General features: G+C 60.8%; 16 protein-coding genes. 12 read left to right on the forward strand and 4 right to left on the reverse strand.

Annotated elements, in window-relative coordinates; all coding sequences use genetic code 11:
- The first annotated feature begins 16 nt into the window (after positions 1-16).
- Genes AB4P94_RS26820 through AB4P94_RS26835 form a run of 4 tightly spaced genes read left to right on the forward strand, consistent with a single transcriptional unit; the run spans position 17 to position 3,529 of the window.
- Complete coding sequence (locus AB4P94_RS26820; RefSeq protein WP_395608295.1) at positions 17-937, forward strand: metal ABC transporter substrate-binding protein; 921 nt, start codon at positions 17-19, stop codon at positions 935-937.
- The gene (locus AB4P94_RS26825; protein WP_395608296.1) at positions 934-1,680 is read left to right on the forward strand and encodes a metal ABC transporter ATP-binding protein; all 747 of its coding nucleotides are present in this window, start codon (positions 934-936) and stop codon (positions 1,678-1,680) included. The genes AB4P94_RS26820 and AB4P94_RS26825 overlap by 4 nt, the downstream gene beginning before the upstream one ends.
- Positions 1,677-2,576, forward strand: coding sequence for a metal ABC transporter permease (locus AB4P94_RS26830; protein ID WP_395608297.1), 900 nt, complete (start codon positions 1,677-1,679; stop codon positions 2,574-2,576). The genes AB4P94_RS26825 and AB4P94_RS26830 overlap by 4 nt, the downstream gene beginning before the upstream one ends.
- A complete protein-coding gene (locus AB4P94_RS26835; RefSeq protein ID WP_395608298.1) occupies positions 2,576-3,529 on the forward strand; it encodes a metal ABC transporter solute-binding protein, Zn/Mn family in 954 nt (317 codons plus the stop codon). Before AB4P94_RS26830 ends, AB4P94_RS26835 begins: the two co-directional genes overlap by 1 nt.
- A gap of 147 nt (positions 3,530-3,676) precedes the next feature.
- On the opposite strand, the gene AB4P94_RS26840 is transcribed toward AB4P94_RS26835, so the two are convergent.
- Complete coding sequence (locus AB4P94_RS26840; protein ID WP_395608299.1) at positions 3,677-4,390, reverse strand: UTRA domain-containing protein; 714 nt, start codon at positions 4,388-4,390, stop codon at positions 3,677-3,679.
- Positions 4,391-4,741: 351 nt separating this feature from the next.
- On the opposite strand from AB4P94_RS26840, the gene AB4P94_RS26845 reads away from it, so the two are divergent.
- From AB4P94_RS26845 to AB4P94_RS26870, 6 genes are all read left to right on the forward strand, one after another.
- Positions 4,742-5,809 carry an ABC transporter substrate-binding protein gene (locus AB4P94_RS26845; protein ID WP_395608300.1) on the forward strand — a complete coding sequence of 356 codons (1,068 nt, stop codon included), beginning with the start codon at positions 4,742-4,744 and terminating at the stop codon, positions 5,807-5,809.
- 194 nt (positions 5,810-6,003) lie between these two features.
- Positions 6,004-6,810 (forward strand): alkaline phosphatase family protein, encoded by an 807-nt coding sequence (locus AB4P94_RS26850; protein ID WP_395608301.1) that lies wholly within the window; start codon positions 6,004-6,006, stop codon positions 6,808-6,810.
- Positions 6,789-7,652, forward strand: coding sequence for an ABC transporter permease (locus AB4P94_RS26855; protein ID WP_395608302.1), 864 nt, complete (start codon positions 6,789-6,791; stop codon positions 7,650-7,652). The genes AB4P94_RS26850 and AB4P94_RS26855 overlap by 22 nt, the downstream gene beginning before the upstream one ends.
- Positions 7,639-8,439: an ABC transporter permease gene (locus AB4P94_RS26860; protein WP_395608303.1), complete on the forward strand. Its 801-nt coding sequence runs from the start codon at positions 7,639-7,641 to the stop codon at positions 8,437-8,439. Before AB4P94_RS26855 ends, AB4P94_RS26860 begins: the two co-directional genes overlap by 14 nt.
- Positions 8,436-9,425 (forward strand): ABC transporter ATP-binding protein, encoded by a 990-nt coding sequence (locus tag AB4P94_RS26865; RefSeq protein ID WP_395608304.1) that lies wholly within the window; start codon positions 8,436-8,438, stop codon positions 9,423-9,425. Before AB4P94_RS26860 ends, AB4P94_RS26865 begins: the two co-directional genes overlap by 4 nt.
- A 29-nt stretch (positions 9,426-9,454) precedes the next feature.
- Positions 9,455-10,108 carry an HAD family hydrolase gene (locus tag AB4P94_RS26870; RefSeq protein ID WP_395608305.1) on the forward strand — a complete coding sequence of 218 codons (654 nt, stop codon included), beginning with the start codon at positions 9,455-9,457 and terminating at the stop codon, positions 10,106-10,108.
- 128 nt (positions 10,109-10,236) lie between these two features.
- Here the strand turns inward: AB4P94_RS26870 and AB4P94_RS26875 are convergent, their stop codons facing one another.
- Positions 10,237-11,199: a zinc-binding dehydrogenase gene (locus tag AB4P94_RS26875; RefSeq protein ID WP_395608306.1), complete on the reverse strand. Its 963-nt coding sequence runs from the start codon at positions 11,197-11,199 to the stop codon at positions 10,237-10,239.
- A 138-nt stretch (positions 11,200-11,337) separates the two neighbouring features.
- On the opposite strand from AB4P94_RS26875, the gene AB4P94_RS26880 reads away from it, so the two are divergent.
- Both AB4P94_RS26880 and AB4P94_RS26885 read left to right on the forward strand, forming a co-directional pair.
- Entirely contained in the window at positions 11,338-13,419 is a 2,082-nt protein-coding gene (locus AB4P94_RS26880) for a carboxy terminal-processing peptidase (protein WP_395608307.1), read from the forward strand.
- Positions 13,420-13,537: 118 nt separating this feature from the next.
- Positions 13,538-15,307 carry a bifunctional diguanylate cyclase/phosphodiesterase gene (locus AB4P94_RS26885; protein ID WP_395608308.1) on the forward strand — a complete coding sequence of 590 codons (1,770 nt, stop codon included), beginning with the start codon at positions 13,538-13,540 and terminating at the stop codon, positions 15,305-15,307.
- Here the strand turns inward: AB4P94_RS26885 and AB4P94_RS26890 are convergent.
- Both AB4P94_RS26890 and AB4P94_RS26895 read right to left on the reverse strand, forming a co-directional pair.
- Positions 15,304-15,675 carry a hypothetical protein gene (locus AB4P94_RS26890; RefSeq protein WP_003190138.1) on the reverse strand — a complete coding sequence of 124 codons (372 nt, stop codon included), beginning with the start codon at positions 15,673-15,675 and terminating at the stop codon, positions 15,304-15,306. The two genes, AB4P94_RS26885 and AB4P94_RS26890, sit on opposite strands and share 4 nt — an antisense overlap.
- Positions 15,672-16,007 (reverse strand): multiprotein-bridging factor 1 family protein, encoded by a 336-nt coding sequence (locus AB4P94_RS26895; RefSeq protein ID WP_395608309.1) that lies wholly within the window; start codon positions 16,005-16,007, stop codon positions 15,672-15,674. Before AB4P94_RS26895 ends, AB4P94_RS26890 begins: the two co-directional genes overlap by 4 nt.
- Positions 16,008-16,041 lie beyond the last annotated feature (34 nt).

Below are 16,041 nucleotides of genomic sequence, written 5' to 3' on the forward strand. Positions count from 1 at the left end.
AGAAGACCGATCCCCCATGTCTATTTCATCTCCCCTGTTGCGCCTGTTGCTGGTCAGCCTGTTCAGCCTGTTGCTCGCTCCGTTGGCGAACGCCGAGGCGGCCAAACGCCTGCGCATCGGTATCACCCTGCACCCTTATTACAGCTACGTCGCCAATATCGTCGGCGACAAGGCCGATGTGGTGCCGCTGATCCCGGCCGGCTTCAACCCCCATGCCTACGAACCCCGCGCCGAAGACATCAAGCGCATCGGCACCCTCGATGTGATCGTGCTCAATGGCGTCGGCCATGATGACTTCGCCGACCGCATGATCGCCACCAGCGAGCGCCCGGACATCCCGGTCATCGAAGCCAACGCCAACGTGCCGTTGCTGGCGGCCACCGGCAACGCCGCACGCGGTGCGGGCAAGGTGGTCAACCCGCACACGTTCCTGTCGATCAGCGCCTCGATTGCCCAGGTCAACAACATCGCCCGCGAACTGGGCAAGCTCGACCCGGACAACGCCAAGGCCTACACCCAGAACGCCCGCGCCTACGGCAAGCGCCTGCGCCAGATGCGCGCCGACGCCCTGGCCAAGCTGACCAGTGCCCCCAACCCGGACCTGCGCGTGGCCACCGTGCACGCGGCCTACGATTACCTGCTGCGCGAATTTGGCCTGGAAGTGACCGCCGTGGTCGAACCCGCCCACGGTATCGAGCCCAGCCCGAGCCAGTTGAAAAAGACCATTGATGAATTGCGCGCGCTGGATGTGAAGGTGATTTTTTCGGAAATGGATTTCCCTTCCACCTACGTCGAGACCATTCAGCGTGAGTCCGGGGTGAAGCTGTACCCGCTGTCGCATATTTCCTACGGTGAATACACCCCTGAAAAATACGAAGTGGAAATGACCGGCAACCTCAATACCGTGGTCCGTGCGATTCAGGAGTCGGGCGCATGACGGCAGCCGAACACTTGAAGGTCGCCAGCGTTGGCCCGACCCTCGACTTCGACAAGGTCTCGCTGACCTTGGGCCGCACAGTGATTCTGGACAGCGTGAGTTTCCAGGTGCAGCCAGGCAGCATCCATGCATTGGTCGGCCCGAACGGCGGCGGCAAAAGCTCGCTGATCAAGACGTTGCTGGGGCAAACGCCGCATCAGGGGCAATTGCGCCTGCACTGGCCAGGCTCGGTGGGCACCGTCGGTTACGTGCCGCAGGCCCTGGAATTCGACCGGGGTTTGCCGATGACCGTCGACGATTTCATGGCGGCCATGTGTCAGCGGCGCCCGGCGTTTCTCGGCCTGTCCAGGCACTACGCCGCTGCGATGGGTGAAGCCCTTGAGCGGGTCGGCATGCAGGACAAACGCAAGCGGCGCATGGGCGCACTGTCCGGCGGCGAGCGCCAGCGTGTGCTGCTCGCTCAAGGCCTGATTCCGGCGCCACACCTGCTGGTGCTGGATGAACCGATGTCAGCCCTCGACGAAGCCGGTATCCAGGTATTCGAACGGTTGCTGAATGACTGGCGCCTGGCCGGGATCACTGTGCTGTGGATCGAACATGATCTGGACGCGGTAGGCCGCCTGGCCGATCGCGTCACCGGCCTGAACCGTCGCGTGCTGTTCGACGCCACCCCCCAAGAAGCGCTGACCCCGGAGCGCCTGCTGACCCTGTTCTCCACCCACCCCCGGAGCCCGGCGCCATGAGTTATGAAGCGTTTCGTCTGATGGTCCAGGGCTGGGCCTCTTCCGGGTACCTGCCGGAAGCGCTGGCCTATGGTTTTGTAGTCAACGCCCTGCTCGCCGGGCTGCTGATCGGCCCGGTACTGGGCGGCCTGGGCACGCTGGTGGTGGTCAAACGCTTTGCGTTTTTCTCGGAGGCCGTGGGGCATGCTGCGCTGACCGGCGTGGCCGTGGGCATTTTGCTTGGCGAACCCTACACCGGGCCGTACGGCGCATTGTTCGGCTACTGCCTGCTGTTCGGCATCCTGCTCAACTACTTGCGCAACCGCACCGGGCTGGCGCCGGACACCCTGATCGGCGTGTTCCTCTCGGTGTCCCTGGCCTTGGGCGCAAGTTTGCTGCTGATTCTCGCCGGCAAGATCAACGTGCACATTCTGGAAAACGTGCTGTTCGGCTCGGTGCTGACGGTGAACGGCAATGACCTGCTGGTGCTGGCGATTGTCGGCTCACTGGTGATGGCCCTCGCGCTGCCGCTGTACAACCGCATCATGCTCGCCAGCTTCAACCCGCAACTCGCGGCGGTACGAGGTGTGGCCGTGAAGACCCTGGATTACCTGTTCGTGATTCTGGTGACACTGATCACCGTGGCGGCAGTCAAGGTGATCGGCGCGATTCTGGTGGGTGCGTTGCTGGTGATTCCAGCCGCTGCGGCGCGCCTGCTGAGCCAGTCACTCAAGGGCTTCTTCTGGGTTTCGGTGGTGATCGCCACCGTCAGCACCCTGTGCGGCATTCTGCTGCCGATCATGTTCGACCTGCCCATTCCATCCGGCGCCGCGATCATTCTGGTGGCCGGTATCGCCTTCGCCCTCGCCGCCATCGCGCGCGGCACGGTGCCCAGCCTCAAAGGGAATTTTGGATAATGCGTTCTGTCTTTCGCCCATTGGCCGTCATCATTGCGTGTTTGATCAGCAACTCAGCACTGGCCATCGACGGCTTCGACCCCAAAGACTTCAAAGTCAACCAAGGCCTCGGCCACGCGGCCCTGACCAAGGCGAAAAAGCCGGTCACGGTGCTGGCCTCGCTGCCCATCACTTACGGCTTGGCCGACGTGCTGCTCAAAGGCACCAACGTGCACCTTGAGCGCGCCGCGCCGGCCAACCTGCCCGGCTCGCGGCAGGTGGCCTACTTCACCGGCCGGGGTGCTCCGGCGCTGAATGCGCTTGCCCGGGACGCCGACGCAGCCATTGGCCTGCGCTCACTATGGGCGGATGACCCGCTCTATCCGGTGGCGCGGCGCAGCAACATCCGCATCGTCGAAGTCGACGCCGCACGCCCCGTGGACGGCGGCCTGCCGGGAATTGCCATACAACCCGGCACGGCCGATGGCCTGAACAGCCAGCCCTGGCAATCCAGCAACAACCTGGGGCGCATGGCCGATGTGATGGCCGCCGACCTGAGCCGTTTGGCGCCAGAGGCCAAACCGAAGATCGACGCCAACCTCGCCGCCCTCAAGCAGCGCCTGCTCAAGCTAACCGCTGACAGCGAAGGGCGGCTGGCCAAAGCGGACAACCTGAGCGTGGTCAGCCTGAGCGACCATTTCGCGTATCTGGTCAGCAGTTTGAACCTGGAAGTGGTCAGCACTGATGCACGGCCAGACGCCGACTGGTCGCCGGACGCCTTGCAGAAACTCAGTGCCGAATTGAAGGACAGCGACGTGGCTGTGGTGCTGCATCATCGCCAGCCGAGTGAGGCGGTGAAAGCCGCGGTGACGGCAGGTGGTGCGCAGTTGCTGGTATTGAATGTCGACAGCGCCGACCCGGTGACGGAGCTGGAATCCAATGTGGATCAGCTGATCAAGGCACTCGCCCTGTAGGCGTTACGCTGTGCAAATGTGGGAGCTGGCTTGCCTGCGATAGCATCACCTCGGTTCGCCAGATGTACCGAGGCGCCCAAATCGCAGGCAAGCCAGCTCCCACATTTGGCTTGAGTGGCATCCGTTCAACCAGCCCAGACCCACCTGTCAAACCACATCCACCCCGACATGAATCGCATCATGCCGCCAGAATTCCAGGTCGCAGTCGATCAACCGCTGGTGCTGGTCGTAATTGACCCGGGCGATGCGCAGGCCCGGGCTGCCCACCGACACACGCAATGCGGCGGCCGCTTCCACCGGCAAGGAAGTCGGCACAATCTCGAAACGCACCCTCCCGTAGTGCAGGTCGTACTTGCGGGCATACAACTCGGTCATCGACTTATTCAGGTCACACTCCAGAATCCCCGGAAAATACTGCGGGTTCAGGTAGTGCTCTACATACAGCACCAAACGCCCATCAATGCGCCGGCCCCGGCAAATCTGGATCACGCTCGACAGCGCCGGCAACTGCAGCCACGCACACACCGCCGCCGACGCCGGTTGCAACCGCGCAGAAATCACCTCGGTCACCGCCACCCGCCCCTGCTCACTGACCATCGCGTGAAAGTGGCTGCGCTGCATCAGGTTGTAGGCCAGCCGTGGCGGCGAGACAAACCAGCCGCGACGCTCCTCGCGATAAATCTGGCCCTGTGCCTCCAGCTGTAACAAGGCTTCCCGCACAGTAATGCGAGTGGTACCAAACAACTCGCTGAGCTTGCGCTCGGCGGGCAATTTACTCGCAGGCGGCAACAGGCCGTGGTCGATCTGCTCTTGCAGCGCCAGGCCGATGGATGTCACCGCCTTGATTGCCTCATCACGCATCAACGTTACCTATCTGGACTAGACCAGCACCGCCTCGGTGCACAAACCGCGCGCTATTCGGGCGTCTGCTACTGCGTGCCAGCCTAGGCATTACAGATGACCGACAGATGACAGTCCGTGTGCACCCCGCTCACCACACCCTGCAATACATCGGCCAAGTCCAGGGCCTGCGGGCACTTGGGCATGGTCTACGCTGAGTCTGAACCAAGCGACAAAAGCGATTTAAAAACGACATCGACATGAAACTGTCATCCAGTACGCCTAGATTGGCTCAGGTATTGCTGACCTAGACCAACACCACCGCAATCGTTCATAAAAACGCAGCGTTGAACACGCCCAAAGGAGCTTCGGATGAAACAGCTTTTCCTGGCATCACTGTTAGGCTCGACCATTGCCATGTGCACCGCCGCCATGGCTGCTGATACCGATTTGAAAACCTTGGAAGCCGCCGCGAAAGCGGAAGGCGCCGTCAACAGCGTCGGCATGCCCGATGACTGGGCCAACTGGAAAGGCACCTGGGATGACCTGGCCAAGACCTACGGCCTCAAGCACATCGATACCGACATGAGCTCGGCCCAGGAAATCGCCAAGTTCGCCGCTGAAAAAGACAACGCCAGCGCCGACATCGGTGACGTGGGCGCGGCCTTCGGCCCGATTGCGGTGAAACAGGGCGTGGCCCAACCCTACAAACCGACCACTTGGGCACAAGTGCCGGATTGGGCAAAAGACAAAGACGGCAACTGGGCCCTGGCTTATACCGGCACCATCGCCTTTATCGTCAACAAAAAACTGCTGCACGGCTCCGAAGCCCCAAAAAGCTGGGCTGACCTGAAAACCGGCAAATACAAAGTCTCCATCGGTGACGTGAGCACCGCCGCCCAAGCCGCCAACGGCGTACTGGCTGCCGCACTGGCCAACGGTGGCGACGAGAAGAACATCCAGCCTGCGCTGCTGATGTTTGCCGACATTGCCAAGCAGGGTCGCCTGTCGCTGGCCAACCCGACCATCGCCACCATGGAAAAAGGCGAAGTGGAAGTGGGCGTGGTCTGGGACTTCAACGGCCTGAGCTACAAAGCCAAGATGGCCAACCCGGATGACTACGTGGTGCTGATCCCGTCAGACGGCTCGGTGATTTCCGGCTACACCACCATCATCAACAAATACGCCAAGCACCCGAACGCCGCCAAGCTGACTCGCGAATACATATTCAGCGACGCCGGCCAGACCAACCTGGCGCGCGGCAACGCCCGTCCGATTCGTGCCGAGCACCTGACCCTGCCGGCTGACGTACAGGCCAAGCTGCTGCCGAACGAGCAGTACAAGAAGGTCACCCCGATCAAGGATGCCGACGCTTGGGAGAAAACCTCCAAGGCGCTGCCGCAGAAGTGGCAGGAAGAAGTCATCATCAATATGCAGTAAGGCTTCACGCGCCTGGTTAAGTGGAACGCGGTCAGTGTGGGAGCTGGCTTGCCTGCGATAGCGGTTTGACATTCAACATATATGTCGCCTGATGCACCGCTATCGCAGGCAAGCCAGCTCCCACATTTGATCCGAGCCCTACCGAAAAACCGAATCAAGCCTACAAGCCTATTAGTTGCGGAGCCCCAGCCCCTATGAAGCACAACGTCATCCTTGTGGTGCTCGACGGCCTGAACTACGAGGTTGCCCGACATGCCATGGGCCATCTCCAGGCCTACATCGGCGCAGGACGCGCAGCGCTTTACAAACTGGACTGTGAACTGCCCGCCCTCTCGCGGCCACTGTATGAGTGCATCCTCACCGGCGTGCCACCGATCGACAGCGGCATCGTCCACAACCATGTCTCGCGCCTGTCGAACCAGCGCAGCATTTTCCATTACGCCACCGACGCTGGCCTCAGCACAGCGGCGGCGGCTTACCACTGGGTCAGCGAGTTGTATAACCGCACCCCCTTTATTGCCGCGCGGGATCGTCATACCGACGACAAAGCGCTGCCGATCCAGCACGGGCATTTCTACTGGAATGACCACTACCCGGATTCCCACCTGTTTGCCGACGCTGAAAGCCTGCGCCGCAAACACGCGCCAAATTTTCTCGTGGTGCACCCGATGAACATTGATGATGCGGGCCACAAGCATGGCCTCGATACGCCGCAATACCGCAACAGCGCGCGTTCGGCCGACATCATCCTCGCCGACTACCTGCAAGGCTGGCTCGACGCCGGTTACCAGGTGCTGGTGACCGCCGACCACGGCATGAACAACGATCGCTCCCACAACGGCCTGCTGCCGGAAGAGCGTGAAGTGCCGTTGTTTGTGCTGGGCTCGGCCTTCAGCTTCGATCCGTCTGCCAGACCTGAGCAAACCGAGCTGTGCGGCACCGTCTGCGAACTGCTCGGTGTGCCCCACGACAAACCTGTATGCCGGGAGCTGTTGAAGTGAATTCCTTAACCCGTGGCAAATGGCTGGCGATTTTGTGCCTGGTGCCCTTTGCGCTGTTCTTTATCGTGTTCGAAATTGCCCCGCTGGTGTGGGTGTTGATCAACAGCCTGCAATCAGAAGAGTCCGGCTGGGGCGTGGCCAACTTCACCAAGATCTTCAGCTCGAAGTTCTACCTGCAGGCCATCCAGTACAGCCTGGAGATCAGCTTCTATTCCAGCGTGTTCGGCATCATCATCTCGGTGCTCGGCAGTTACTCGCTGCGCCGTGTGGATGGGCCGTTGCGCAACTTCGTGACGGCATTTGCCAACATGACCAGCAACTTTGCCGGTGTGCCTTTGGCCTTCGCCTTCATCATCCTGCTGGGCTTCAACGGCAGCATCACGATCATGCTCAAGCAGGCCGGGATCATTCAGGACTTCAACCTGTACTCCAAGACCGGCCTGATCATCCTCTACACCTACTTCCAGATCCCGTTGGGCGTATTGCTGCTTTACCCGGCCTTTGACGCACTGCGCGAAGACTGGCGTGAATCGGCTTCGCTGCTCGGCGCCAACGGCTGGCAGTTCTGGCGGCACATCGGCCTGCCGGTACTCACCCCTGCCCTGCTCGGCACCTTCGTCATCCTGCTGGCCAACGCCCTCGGCGCCTACGCCACGGTATACGCGCTGACCACCGGCAACTTCAACGTGCTGCCGATCCGTATCGCGGCGATGGTCTCCGGCGACATCTCCCTGGACCCGAACATGGCCAGCGCCCTGGCCGTAGTGCTGGTGGCGCTGATGACCGTGGTCACCGTGGTCCATCAACTGCTGCTCAAGAGGAGCTACCATGTCTCGCGCTGAAGCCGGCCCGGCCTCCCTCTACCATCGGGTAGTGGTGTATCTGTTATTCGCGATTTTGGTGTTGCCACTGGTGGGCACCTTTGTCTACTCCATTGCCAGCAGTTGGTCGGCCACTGTGCTGCCAGCCGGGTTTACCGTGAAGTGGTATGTGCAGCTGTGGAGCGACCCGCGTTTTCTCGCGGCGTTTGGCCAGTCGCTGCTGGTGTGCGTGGGCGCGCTGATCCTGTCGGTGGTGCTGATTCTGCCGTTGCTGTTCGTGGTGCATTACCACTTCCCCCGGCTCGATGCGCTGATGAACATCCTGATCCTGCTGCCCTTCGCGGTACCGCCGGTGGTTTCTTCGGTGGGGTTGCTGCAGCTTTACGGCTCCGGGCCGCTGGCGATGGTGGGCACGCCGTGGATCCTGATCGGCTGCTACTTCACTGTGGCGTTGCCGTTCATGTACCGCGCGATCACCAACAACCTGCAAGCGATCAACCTGCGTGACCTGATGGACGCCTCACAACTGCTCGGCGCCAGCACCTGGCAGGCGGCGATCCTGGTGGTGCTGCCCAACCTGCGCAAAGGCCTGATGGTCGCACTGCTGCTGTCGTTCTCGTTCCTGTTCGGCGAGTTCGTGTTCGCCAACATCCTGGTGGGCACCCGCTACGAGACCCTGCAGGTGTACCTCAACAATATGCGCAACACGAGTGGCCACTTCACCAGTGCCATCGTGATCTCCTATTTCTTCTTTGTGCTGGTGCTGACCTGGGCCGCCAATATCTTGAACAAGGACAAAAGCCAATGAGCTTCGTCAGCGTCCAACACCTGCAAAAAGGCTACGCCGGCACCCCGGTGTTCAGTGACATCAATTGCGAAATCGCCAAGGGCGAGTTCGTCACCCTGCTCGGGCCTTCGGGGTGTGGCAAGTCCACCCTGCTGCGCTGCATTGCCGGCCTGACGCCGGTGGACAGTGGGAAAATCCTGCTGGACGGGCAGGACATCGTCCCGCTCAGCCCGCAAAAGCGCCACATCGGCATGGTGTTCCAGAGCTACGCGCTGTTCCCCAACATGACCGTGGAACAGAACGTCGCCTTCGGTTTGCGCATGCAAAAGGTCAACGCCGACGACAGCCACAAGCGCGTGCAGGAAGTGCTGCAACTGGTGGAACTCAAAGACCTGGCCGGGCGCTACCCGCACCAGATGTCTGGCGGCCAGTGCCAGCGCGTGGCCCTTGCCCGCTCACTGGTGACCCGTCCGCGCCTGTTGTTGCTCGATGAGCCGCTGTCGGCGCTGGATGCACGGATTCGCAAACACCTGCGCGAACAGATCCGCCAGATCCAGCGCGAGCTGGGGCTGACCACGATTTTCGTAACCCATGACCAGGAAGAAGCCCTGACCATGTCGGACCGTATCTTCCTGATGAACCAGGGCAAGATCGTGCAGAGCGGCGACGCAGAAACCCTTTACACCGCGCCGGTAGACGTATTCGCCGCAGGCTTTATCGGCAACTACAACCTGCTCGACGCCGACAAGGCCACTCAACTGCTGCAACGGCCCATCAGCGGGCGCATCGCGATTCGCCCGGAAGCCATCGAGCTGAGCCGTAGCGGCGAACTCGACGCACTGGTGCGCAGCCACAGCCTGCTGGGCAACGTGATTCGCTATCGTATAGAAGCCCGCGGCGTGGAACTGGTGGTGGATGTGCTCAACCGCTCGGCCGACGATTTGCACGCGGACGGTCAACGCCTGGCACTGTCCATCGACCCAAGTGCCCTGTGTGAAGTAGCCTGATGCAACGATTGATTGAGAGAGCGTGACCGATGGCATTGGTAATTTTTGATCTGGACGACACCCTCATCCACGGCGACTGCGCCACCCTGTGGAGCGAGCAGATGGGCCGCCTGGGCTGGGTCGACCCTGAGTCGTTCATGCGCAAGAACAACGAACTGATGGACGCCTACAGCCAGGGCAAGCTGCTGATGGAAGACTTCATGACCTTCAGCCTTGAGCCGATGATCGGCCGCACACCGGAGGAAATCGAACACCTGGTGGAGCCGTGGGTTGAGGATGTGATCGAGCCGCTGATCTACAGCGACGCCACCAAAACCATCGCACGGCACCGTGCGAAGGGTGACCGGATTCTGGTGATTTCGGCGTCGGGAACGCACCTGGTCACACCGATTGCTGCGCGTATTGGTATTGATGAGGTACTGGGGATTGATCTGGACGTCAGCCATGGTGTGTACAGCGGACATACGGTGGGCGTGCTGACGTATCGCGAGGGCAAGATCACGCGCTTGCTGGAATGGCTGGAACAGGAAGGTGAGACGTTGGACGGCGCGTATTTCTATTCGGATTCGCGCAATGACCTGCCGTTGCTGAGCAAGGTGGAATACCCACAGGTGGTGAACCCGGATCCGGTGTTGCGCGAACACGCGGAAAAGGCCAGCTGGCCGATCCACCACTGGGCCTGATTCAACAGAGATCAAAATGTGGGAGCTGGCTTGCCTGCGATAGCGGTACATCAGATGAAATATTCTTCACTGACACACCGCCATCGCGGGCAAGCCCGCTCCCACACTGACTGCATTTCAACTTGAGATCAGGCCAGGCTTTCGTCGATGACTAACACCAACTTCCCGGCAATCTGATTGCCCGCCAGTTCGGCAAACGCCGCCTCGGCGTCCTTGATCGGGTAGGTTTTAGCCAATTGCGGGCTCAAGCGCCCTTCCACAAACAGCGGCCACACGTGCTGGCTCAAGTCACTAAACAAGTCCGCCTTGAACTGATCGCTACGGCTGCGCAAGGTCGAGCCGAGCAGTTGAATCCGCTTGCCGAGCACCTGCGCCAGGTCCAGTTGTGCGTCGCGCCCGCCCATCAAACCGATCAGCACCCAGCGCCCGTCCAGAGCCAATAACTTGAGATCCAGCGCGGCGTAGTTGCCGCCCACCGGGTCGAGAATTACATCAAACGGGCCGAAATCCCGCAGCCCTTCGATACCATCGGTGCGTACCACGCCGCCTTGCGCCCCAAGCGCTTCGCAGTACGCCAGGCGTTCCGTCGAGCCGACACTGACCCAGCACGGGCTGCCAAACGCCTTGCATAACTGGATTGCCGCCGAGCCGACGCCACTGGCGCCGGCATGCAGCAAAACCTTCTCACCCGGCTTGAGGCCGGCCAGCTGGAACAGGTTGAGCCACGCGGTGCTGTACACCTCCGGCAGCGCCGCCGCTTCGATCAGCGACAAACCCTCGGGCACCGGCAGCACGTGACGAGCGTCCACCACCACTTCTTCGGCCATGCCGCCACCGGCCAGCAGCGCGCAGACCCGATCACCCACTTGCCACGAAGACCCCGCCCCCACTTCGCTGATCACCCCGGCGCACTCAAGCCCCAGCACCTGGCTGGCACCCGGCGGTGGTGGATAGAGCCCCGAACGCTGTAATAAATCGGCGCGATTGAGGCCCGCAGCCGCCACGCGAATGCGAACTTGGCCTACATCGCAGGCAGGACGGGTTTCATCCAACCACTCCACGTGACCGTCAACGCCTTGCAATGCTTTCACAGTGCCTCCATAGTGAGTCTGGACTGAGCCCGTAGCTGTAGCGCCGGGCTTTTTGCATTATGCGACCGGACCATATGGAACCGGCTCCCTCAAAGACGGCCTAATATGCGTTATCAATTGCCCCCGCGTCGAATCAGCATGAAGCATTTGTTCCCAAGCACCGCACTCGCTTTTTTCATTGGTCTCGGCTTCGCGTCGATGTCGACCAATACGTTCGCAGCCAACAGCTGGGACAACCTTCAGCCGGATCGCGATGAGGTGATTGCCAGCCTTAACGTCGTCGAGCTGCTCAAGCGCCATCACTACAGCAAGCCGCCTCTGGACGACGCTCGCTCGGTGATCATCTACGACAGCTACCTCAAGCTGCTGGACCCGTCGCGCAGCTACTTTCTGGCCAGCGATATCGCTGAGTTCGACAAGTGGAAGACGCAGTTCGATGACTTCCTCAAGAGCGGCGACCTGCAGCCCGGTTTCACCATCTACAAGCGTTACCTGGACCGCGTCAAAGCGCGTCTGGACTTCGCCTTGGGTGAGCTGGACAAAGGCGTCGACAAGCTCGACTTCACCCAGAAGGAAACCCTTCTGGTGGACCGCAAGGACGCCCCTTGGCTGACCAGCACCGCCGCCCTCGACGACCTGTGGCGCAAACGCGTCAAGGACGAAGTGCTGCGCCTGAAGATCGCCGGCAAAGAGCCCAAGGCCATTCAGGAACTGCTGACCAAGCGCTACAAAAATCAGCTGGCACGTCTGGACCAGACCCGTGCCGAAGATATCTTCCAGGCGTACATCAACACCTTCGCGATGTCCTACGATCCGCACACGAACTATCTGTCGCCGGATAACGCGGAAAACTTCGATATCAATATGAGTCTGTCGCTGGAAGGCATCGGTGCCGTCCTGCAAAGCGACAACGACCAGGTGAAGATTGTGCGCCTGGTGCCGGCAGGTCCGGCAGACAAGACCAAGCAAGTCGCCCCGGCGGACAAGATCATCGGCGTGGCCCAGGCCGACAAAGAGATGGTCGATGTGGTCGGCTGGCGCCTGGACGAAGTGGTCAAACTGATTCGCGGGCCGAAAGGCAGCGTGGTGCGCCTGGAAGTGATTCCGCACACCAATGCACCGAACGACCAGACCAGCAAAATCGTTTCGATTACACGTGAAGCGGTGAAGCTTGAAGACCAAGCCGTACAGAAGCAGATCCTCAACCTCAAGCAGGATGGCAAGGACTACAAGCTGGGCGTGATCGTGATCCCGGCCTTCTACCTCGACTTCAAGGCGTTCCGTGCCGGTGACCCGGACTACAAGTCCACCACTCGCGACGTGAAGAAAATCCTGACAGAACTGCAGAAAGACAAAGTCGACGGCGTGGTCATCGACCTGCGCAACAACGGCGGCGGTTCGCTGCAGGAAGCCACCGAGCTGACCAGCCTGTTTATCGACAAAGGCCCGACCGTGTTGGTACGCAACGCTGACGGCCGTGTCGACGTGCTGGAAGACGAAAACCCGGGCGCCTTCTACAAAGGGCCGATGGCGTTGCTGGTCAACCGCCTCTCGGCATCGGCTTCGGAGATTTTCGCCGGCGCCATGCAGGACTATCACCGTGCGTTGATCATCGGTGGCCAGACCTTCGGCAAAGGCACCGTGCAGACCATCCAGCCGCTGAACCATGGCGAACTTAAGCTGACACTGGCCAAGTTCTACCGCGTTTCCGGGCAGAGCACCCAGCATCAGGGCGTGCTGCCGGATATCGATTTCCCGTCGATCATCGATACCAAGGAAATCGGCGAAAGCGCCCTGCCCGAGGCCATGCCGTGGGACACCATCCGCCCTGCGATCAAGCCGGCATCGGATCCGTTCAAACCCTTCATTGCGCAGTTGAAAGCTGACCACGATACCCGCTCCGCCAAGGATGCCGAGTTCGTGTTTATCCGCGACAAACTGGCCCTGGCCAAGAAACTGATGGAAGAGAAAACCGTCAGCCTCAACGAAGCGGACCGTCGTGCACAGCACACCAGCATCGAGAATCAACAGCTTGTTCTGGAAAACACCCGCCGTAAGGCAAAAGGTGAAGACCCGCTCAAGGAACTGAAGAAAGAAGATGAAGATGCGCTGCCGGCCGAAGCAGAAAAAACCAAGCCGGAAGACGACGCTTACCTGGCCGAGACGGGCCGGATCCTGCTGGACTACCTGAAAATCAGCAAGCAGGTGGCCAAGCAGTAAGTGATGGCAATTTAATGTGAGCGCTCCCCGGAGTGTCATCATATAGACATCATTCTGTCGTGAAATGAAGGACCGCAGGCTCATCGCCTGCGGTCCTTTTTTTTCGATCGAGATCGCCATGACCATGACCGAACAGCTGAATGCATTGGGCTCAATCCTGGCTCAAGGCAGTTTGCACAGCCTGTTCCAACCGATCATCTGCTTGTCCGAACGACGCATTCTCGGCTACGAAGCCCTCAGCCGGGGCCCCTCGAACAGCCCCCTGCACTCCCCCGTCGCCCTGTTCTCCGTGGCAAGCCATGCGGGGCGCCTCAGCGAACTGGAAATGGCCTGCCGCGAAAGCGCCTGCCGACGCTTCAGCGAACAGAAGCTGCCGGGCAAGCTCTTTCTGAACATCTCGCCGGAATCCCTGATGGAAACCGCACACCAGCCGGGGCGCACGCTGCAACTGTTGCGCGACTTCGGCATTCCACCCAGCCAGGTGGTGATCGAACTCACAGAACAAACCCCCACCGACGATTTCGACCTGCTGCAAACCGCGCTGCACCATTACCGCGACATGGGCTTTGCCATCGCGCTGGATGACTTGGGGGCCGGCTATTCCAGCCTGCGCTTATGGTCGGAGCTACGCCCGGATTACGTGAAGATCGACCGACATTTCATCGACGGTATCCACCAGGATGCACTCAAGCGCGAATTCGTCGGCTCGATCCTGCAAATCGCCAAGGCCTCCCGGGCCCAGGTGATTGCAGAGGGCATCGAGCTGCCGGAAGAACTCGCGGTGCTGACCGAGATGGGCGTCGACCTGGTTCAGGGCTACTTGCTGTGCCGCCCCCAGGAACAGCCGCCGCAGGAAGCGCGCCTGATGCTGCCCAAGCAGGACAATGCCAACGTCGCCCTCAATGAAGAAGCCAGCGACCTCAGCGCCCTGCTCAACGAGCAACCCGCGGTGGGCCAAGACACTGCCACCGCCCAGGTGCTGGAGTCCTTTCGCCGCCAGGCCAACCTCAATTCGCTGGCGGTACTGGATGAGCGTGGCCACCCCGTGGGCATCGTGCATCGGCATTCGCTGTCCGATGCGTTGCTCAAGCCATTTGCCACAGACTTGTTCGCACGCAAACCCATCAGCCGCTTGATGAGTGATGATTTTCTCGCCGTGGAGTTGAGCCAGTCCCTGCAGCAAGTCAGCCGCCTGCTGACCAGCCGCGCACGCCAACGCATTGAAGAAGACTTCATCATCACCTTGAACGGCGATTATCTGGGCCTGGGCCGGGTGATCGACGTGCTCAAGCTGATCACCGAGCTGAAAATCCAGCAGGCGCGATACGCCAACCCGCTGACCCTGCTACCGGGCAACGTACCGATCCAGCAGTGCCTGACGCGGTTGTTGCAGCAACAGCGCGAGTCGGTGATCTGTTACGTGGATATCGACAGCTTCAAGCCGTTCAACGATATCTACGGCTACGGGCGCGGGGATGAGGTGTTGCTGTGCCTGGCGCAGTGCCTGAACGACCGGGTCGACCCCAGCCGCGATTTTGTCGGGCATATCGGCGGCGATGATTTTTTGCTGGTGCTAGGCCCACAGGATTGGCGCAAGCGGCTCAACCAGTTGCTGGATGATTTTCACACCCAGTGCCGGCGCTTCTACCGTGCCGAGCACCTCGACGCCGGTTGTTTCGTGGCCTTGAACCGCCAGGGCGTGCGTCAGGAGTTCGCGTTGCTGTCACTGTCGATTGGCGTGGTGCATTTGTATCCACAGGCCTGTGGACAACTGGATGCCAGCCAGTTGGCTGAACTGGCGTCTCAGGCCAAGCACCATGCCAAAGACGTGGCCGGCTACAGCATCCACGTGATCGACAGTATGGACATGCTGCCCCAGGCACTCTAAGCCTCAGCAGACTCCGGGTACTCGTATTCGAACACCCGCACCACTTCCGAAGCGTGCCAAGACGCGGCGGCAACGCCATCGGAAGGCCCGCTGAACCGCCCCAGGCGCTCCACGCATTCAAAGAAACCGGTACGCGGCAGGCGGCTTGCGCCCTGGCTGATCACCAGCGAACTGCGCAATGGCTGCTCGGCCTTGGCGTCGAGTGCAGCCAGGTGCTCAAGCGCAGCGGCCAGGGTCTGCATCGCCGGCGTGGGAAATTGCAGGCGCTCCAGCAGCGCGCGATAGGTCAACAAATGGCGCTGGCGACGCGCCTGGTCCAGTTCGTTGATTAGCCCATCCCAATGTTGACGGCTGATACGTAGGCTCAAGATTCATCCCTCCAACCTGCAACGCCCAATTCCCAGGCCAGGCTGCGGCGTATCGCGGCATCTGGCTGGCGCTCACCACTTTCAATCAATCCGAGATACGAGGGGCTGATGCCCACAGTGCGGGCCAGGGCTTCGATAGCCAGGCCCTTGCCCTCACGCAGGCCGCGCAGGTCTGCGAGCGGGCGCAAGTCCGGCTCGGCAGCGGTGACAGCGGGAGAAGGAGCAAGAGTGGGCGGCTGCTGACCGGCGGCTTTTAGTAGCGCCTGGTACTGGTCCCATGGCAACACCGCGTACTCGGGTGCGCCATCGCGTGAAATGATCTGAATATCCATGACTGCCCCGTAGGATAACAACACTTACTAAGTA

Origin of the sequence: Pseudomonas sp. B22129 (assembly GCF_044218875.1) — a bacterium.
Classification (GTDB): Bacteria; Pseudomonadota; Gammaproteobacteria; order Pseudomonadales; family Pseudomonadaceae; genus Aquipseudomonas.

What these genes read in the sequence shown, in the direction of transcription:
- AB4P94_RS26820 (WP_395608295.1), top strand. Translation starts at nt 17, where the DNA reads ATGTCTATTTCATCTCCCCTGTTGCGCCTGTTGCTGGTCAGCCTGTTC.
- AB4P94_RS26825 (WP_395608296.1), top strand. Translation starts at nt 934, where the DNA reads ATGACGGCAGCCGAACACTTGAAGGTCGCCAGCGTTGGCCCGACCCTC.
- AB4P94_RS26830 (WP_395608297.1), top strand. Translation starts at nt 1,677, where the DNA reads ATGAGTTATGAAGCGTTTCGTCTGATGGTCCAGGGCTGGGCCTCTTCC.
- AB4P94_RS26835 (WP_395608298.1), top strand. Translation starts at nt 2,576, where the DNA reads ATGCGTTCTGTCTTTCGCCCATTGGCCGTCATCATTGCGTGTTTGATC.
- AB4P94_RS26840 (WP_395608299.1), bottom strand. Translation starts at nt 4,390, where the DNA reads ATGCGTGATGAGGCAATCAAGGCGGTGACATCCATCGGCCTGGCGCTG.
- AB4P94_RS26845 (WP_395608300.1), top strand. Translation starts at nt 4,742, where the DNA reads ATGAAACAGCTTTTCCTGGCATCACTGTTAGGCTCGACCATTGCCATG.
- AB4P94_RS26850 (WP_395608301.1), top strand. Translation starts at nt 6,004, where the DNA reads ATGAAGCACAACGTCATCCTTGTGGTGCTCGACGGCCTGAACTACGAG.
- AB4P94_RS26855 (WP_395608302.1), top strand. Translation starts at nt 6,789, where the DNA reads ATGCCGGGAGCTGTTGAAGTGAATTCCTTAACCCGTGGCAAATGGCTG.
- AB4P94_RS26860 (WP_395608303.1), top strand. Translation starts at nt 7,639, where the DNA reads ATGTCTCGCGCTGAAGCCGGCCCGGCCTCCCTCTACCATCGGGTAGTG.
- AB4P94_RS26865 (WP_395608304.1), top strand. Translation starts at nt 8,436, where the DNA reads ATGAGCTTCGTCAGCGTCCAACACCTGCAAAAAGGCTACGCCGGCACC.
- AB4P94_RS26870 (WP_395608305.1), top strand. Translation starts at nt 9,455, where the DNA reads ATGGCATTGGTAATTTTTGATCTGGACGACACCCTCATCCACGGCGAC.
- AB4P94_RS26880 (WP_395608307.1), top strand. Translation starts at nt 11,338, where the DNA reads ATGAAGCATTTGTTCCCAAGCACCGCACTCGCTTTTTTCATTGGTCTC.
- AB4P94_RS26885 (WP_395608308.1), top strand. Translation starts at nt 13,538, where the DNA reads ATGACCATGACCGAACAGCTGAATGCATTGGGCTCAATCCTGGCTCAA.
- AB4P94_RS26895 (WP_395608309.1), bottom strand. Translation starts at nt 16,007, where the DNA reads ATGGATATTCAGATCATTTCACGCGATGGCGCACCCGAGTACGCGGTG.